Here is a 5,175-nt window from a genome sequence, read left to right as displayed (position 1 = left end):
CGTTGCGATCATTGCATGCCACGCCCGGACTTTTGAAGCGCGCGGTGCGGTCGACGCGGGTCGGTGTCATCGTTAACCGTCTGGACATGCTCCGGGCGTTCAACGTTGGCAGGCCGGGCACCAGTACGCAACCCGGTCGCCGCCGTCGTCACGCTTGATAGGCGTCCCGCAGCGACGGCAGCCTTGGCCCGCTCGCCCGTACACCCACAGTTGCCGGCCAGCCCGCGTGTCGCCGGTGGTACAGCGATTCTGCCGGAAGCGGTTGGCCCACAACATCTCGCGGGCGCGTGCGACCAGTCGTTTGGGGTTGGCGATCGCGCTCACCGGCGCGGTAGGCAGGTGTCCACTGACGAAACACAATTCGTTGCAGTAGACATTGCCGATCCCGGCCATGATCCGCTGGTCCAGCAGGACCTCGGCGATCCGCCGATCCGGGTCTGCCGTCAGGTTGGCGGCAGCGATCTCGGGATCCCAGTCCGCGCCCAGCAGATCGGGTCCCAGGTGGTCGACGACGTCGCCGTCGTGAGCGCGATCGAGTATCTCCAGTACGCCGAGGTCGATGCCAACCGCGCGGATATCGCTGGCTTCCAAGATGATCCGGACCCGGTGGTCGGTGCGACTCGTCCGCGACGTGACTCGCCAGCTACCGTCCATCTTCAGATGCGAGTGGATGCTGGCCGGTCCGACGCGAATGAACAAGTGCTTGCCCCTGCTGCACACCTCGTCGACGACGTGGCCGCTCAGGTCGACCGTGGCATAGCGGGGGACCCGGACATCGCAGCGGGTCAGCGTGCGACCGACCAACGCTTTCCGCAGTGCCTCTGCGGTGCGGAAAACGGTGTCACCCTCAGGCATCGGCTAACGCAGCCGCAGTCCGCGCGGCGTCCGGGCGAATCCAGAGGCAGTCAAGGCCGCAACCACCGTCGGCGAGACTTGCGGCGCCAACACCGGCGCGCTGTTGATCCGCTCAATGAGGATGGAGTTGACCCGGCCGCCGGAAACGAGGTCGGCCAGCGCGACGGCCGCGGCGTGGTTGGCTTCGGAGTCGGCGTCGGCGAAGCTCAGCAAGGACTTGCCGCCGCGTTCGAGGAACCACGCCAGTTCGCCGTCGACCAGCACGACGAGCGCTCCGGCCTTGCGGCCCGGTCGCGCCCCGCTGTCGCCCTCGGGTGAGCGCGACGGCCAGGGCAGCGCCGCGCCGTAGGGGTTCGCCGGGTCGGCGGCGGCCAGTACCACCGCCCGGTACTCCGGCCGTTCGGGGTCGACTCCGTCGAGGTAGCTGCGCAGCCGGTCGACCGTGGACGCGACCGCGAATTGGGCGCCGCCCAACGACTCCACGAAATAGCCGCGCTGACAGCGGCCGGCATCCTCAAACGCGGTCAGCACCTTGTACAGGGCGGCGAAGCCACCCGGTACCCCTTCCGCCGTTACCGCGCCGCGGGTCAGCACCCCGTGCCGGCTCAGCAGCAGTTCTGCATGGTGATGGGCCCGCACGGTGGAATCCGGTTCGGGCGTCGGCAGCGCCGACCAGCGTCCGGCCACCGTGGGATCGGCGGCCCGCGCCTGCGCGTGCGCGACGCTGTAGCGGCTCAGGCGCGGCGGACGCCTGCCGCGTCCCGGCCGATGCGCCGGGGCCGATCGCCTACGTCCGCCCGGGCCGCCCGATAGCATCGCACGCACCGGCGCGAAGGTGTCGCCGGTGACCCATCCGGCCCAAATCAATTCCCACAGAGCGGCTTTGAGCTCGGCTTCGCCGACTCCGTCATGGCCGAGTTGTCGAAAGAAGAACGCGCCGCCGCCGGCCAGCATGTCCAGGATCGCGCGATGAGTCGCGGTGAACTCGATCTCCGCTCCGGCAGCCAGGGTCAGCGGCGCGGAATCTGCGGTGTGGAAGGCCACCCAGCCGTCGCTGCCGGAGATCGTGCCCGACCCTGACCACATCACCTCGCCGGAGGCCAGCAGTTCGTCGAGCATCGCGGGGGAGTAGTCACGCACCCGCGGCGCCAGCACCAGCGATTCGACCGCCGACGCCGGTAGTGGGACGCCCGCGAGCTGATCGATGGCGGCTGCCACACCGTCCACGCCGGAGTTGGCGGCCGACCCGTGGCCGGTACCCACGCCATGCCAGGCCGGCAGGAATCGCGCGTAGGCGCTGGTGCTGACCGGCTCGACCTGGGCGCGCAGCGCCGCCAGCGATCTGCGCCGCAGGATCCGCAAGACGTCGGCGTCACACCACTGGTCACCGGTCGCCTCGGTGGAGAACTCGCCGCGGACCAGTCGCCCGTCGGCGGCCAGCCGGCCCAACACGTCGCCGGCGACGCGCAGCCCCAGCCCGAACCGGCCGGCGACGTCGGCCGTGGTGAACGGCGCGTGGGTGCGGGCGAATCGGCCCAGCAGTTCGCCCAGCGGATCGGCGACGGCCTCGGTGAAGCTGGCCGGAACGCCGACCGGCACGGCGACCCCGACGCCGTCGCGCAGCCGGCCGATGTCCTCGATCGCTACCCACCAGCTGCGGCCGCCGAACGAAACGGGCAGCGCACGCTTGGACGCGAACAAGGCTTCCAGCCAGCCACCGACGTCAGCGCCGCCGGAGCGGTCGGCGACCTCGTCGGCGGTCAGCGGGCCGAGCAGCCGCAGCAGGTCGGCGACCGCTTCGGCATCGCGGGCCGCCCGATCTGCCGACAGATGCTGCAATTGCCGGCCGGTGGCCGCGACGATGTCGGGGTCGAGCAGTTCGCGCAGCTCGACTCGGCCGAGCAACTCGGCCAGCAGCGTGGGGTCCAGCGACAGCGCGGCGGCGCGGCGTTCGGCCAGTGGGCTGTCGCCCTCGTACATGAATGCCCCGACATAGCCGAACAACAGCGAGGCCGCGAACGGCGACGGTGTCGCGGTTTCGGTTTCCAGCACGCGAATCTTGCGCGCGGCGATCTCGGTCATGAGCCCGGCCAGCGTCGGCACGTCGTAGACGTCCTGCAGGCACTCGCGCACCGCCTCCAACACGATCGGGAAATCCGGGTATTTGCGGGCCACGTCGAGCAGCTGGGCGGCGCGCTGACGCTGGTGCCACAGCGGGGACCGCTTGCCCGGGTGTCGTCGCGGTAGCAGCAGCGCCCGCGCGGCGCATTCCCGGAACCTGGACGCGAAGAGTGCCGAGCCACCCACCTCAGCGGTGACGACCGGGTCGATTTCATCGGCATCGAAGACGAACAGCTCGGCACCCGGCGGCGCGTCGCCGGAGTCGGTTCCGGACTCCGAAATGGTGTCGGGCAGCCGCACTACGATGCCGTCGTCCGAGGCGGTCGGTTTCTCGTCGATGCCGTAGCGATCACGCAGCCGACGGCTCACCGCCAGCGCCAGCGGACCGTGCACCCGCAGGCCGTAAGGTGAGTGCAGGATCACCCGCCAGTCGCCCAGCTCGTCGCGAAACCTCTCGACAAGCAACGTGGTGTCCGACGGCACGACGTTGGTGGCGGTGCGCTGATCGTCCAGCAGCCGCCACAGGTTCTCGGTGGCGTACTCGTTGAATCCCAATTCAGCGCAACGGCTTTCGAACGCATCGCGGTCCAGCCCGGCCAGCTCGCCGGTGAACTGACCGACTGCACGGCCGAGTTCGGCGGGGCGGCCCGAATCGTCGCCGCGCCAGAACGGAAGCCGGGCCGGCTCGCCCGGGGCCGGTATGACCAGCACACGGTCGTGGGTGATCTCGGTGATTCGCCAACTGGTGGCACCGAGCGCGATGACATCGCCGGGCCGCGATTCGTAGACCATTTCCTCGTCGAGTTCGCCTACCCGGGAGGGGGTTTCGGAGTCGGTGGCCAGGTAGACGGTGAACAGCCCGCGGTCCGGGATGGCGCCACCGGAGGTCACCGCGAGGCGCTGCGCGCCGGGCCGCGCCGTCACCGCGCCGTTGTCGCGGTCGTACACCAATCGTGGCCGCAGTTCGGCGAATTCCGTTGACGGGTACTTGCCGGAGAGCAGATCCAACGTGGCCTCGAATGCGCTGCGCGGCAGCGTCGCAAATGGTGCACTGCGCCGTACGGTGTCGAACCAGCGGTCGACGTCCAGTGGCTCCAACGCGGCCGCGGCCACGGTGTGCTGGGCCAGGATGTCGAGCGGATTCGTCGGCACCCGCATCGTCTCGATCTGGCCGGTCAGCATGCGCTGCACCGTCACCGCGCATCCGATCAAGTCGGTGCGGTGTTTGGGAAACAGCACGCCTTGGGAGATCTCGCCGACCTGATGTCCGGCGCGCCCGATGCGTTGCAGTCCGCTGGCCACCGACGGGGGTGCCTCCACCTGAATCACCAGGTCGACCGCGCCCATATCGATACCCAGTTCCAGGCTCGAGGTCGCCACGACCGCCTTGAGCCGCCCGGACTTCAGGTCCTCTTCGACGATGGCGCGCTGTTCCTTGCTGACCGAGCCGTGATGGGCACGGGCCAGTAGCGCCTGCGCGCCGTAGGTTTGGCCGCTGCCCAGCAAGTGCGCAGGGGCGCCGCCGGCCACCTTCGGGTTCGCTTCAGCCGGCACCTCGGTCCCGGTGCGTTCGGCGTGAATCTCGTTGAGCCGGGCCGTCAGTCGCTCAGCCAGCCGCCGCGAGTTGGCGAACACGATCGTCGAGTTGTGCGATTCGACGAGATCGACCAGTCGCGCCTCGACATCGGGCCAGATGCTGTTGTTCGCCAGGTTAGCCATATCGGGGACCGGAACCTGCACGGTCAATTCAAAAGTCTTGGCCGCCGGCGGGGAGACGATTGTCGTCGGGGACGTCCCGGACAGGAACCGGGCCACTTCTTCGGGCGGACGCACAGTGGCCGACAAACCGATGCGCTGCGCCGGCGCTTGCAACATGTCGTCGAGCCGCTCCAGTGAAAGGGCAAGGTGCGCACCCCGTTTCGTACCGGCGATGGCATGCACCTCGTCGACGATCACCGTTTGTACGCCGGCCAAAGTTTGTCGCGCCGCCGACGTCAACATCAGAAACAGCGACTCCGGCGTCGTGATCAGCACGTCGGGTGGGTTACTGATCAGCTGTCGACGGCGGGCCGGTGAGGTATCGCCGGACCGCAGCCCAACGGTGATCTCCGGCGCGGGCAGTCCCCGTTGTGCGGCGACCCGGGCCATCCCGGCCAGCGGTGTGCGCAGGTTGCGCTCGACGTCGACGGCCAGCGCCTT

General features: G+C 69.3%; 2 protein-coding genes. Both read right to left on the bottom strand.

From position 1 onward, the window contains the following. Positions 1–99: 99 nt before the first annotated feature. The gene (nei2, locus tag VN856_RS13790) at positions 100–855 is read right to left on the bottom strand and encodes an endonuclease VIII Nei2 (RefSeq protein WP_325689904.1); all 756 of its coding nucleotides are present in this window, start codon (positions 853–855) and stop codon (positions 100–102) included. A 3-nt stretch (positions 856–858) separates the two neighbouring features. Continuing rightward, positions 859–5,175 (bottom strand): ATP-dependent helicase (locus tag VN856_RS13785; RefSeq protein WP_325689902.1); only part of this gene is annotated, 4,317 nt, incomplete at its 5' end.

It is taken from the genome of Mycobacterium sp., from assembly GCF_035603715.1.
Taxonomy (GTDB): Bacteria; Actinomycetota; Actinomycetes; order Mycobacteriales; family Mycobacteriaceae; genus Mycobacterium.
This window is presented reverse-complemented; position numbering and strand designations above follow the sequence as displayed.

Bases quoted from the DNA above. Each gene is read 5' to 3' on its own strand.
- nei2 (WP_325689904.1), bottom strand. From the start codon at position 855: ATGCCTGAGGGTGACACCGTTTTCCGCACCGCAGAGGCACTGCGGAAA.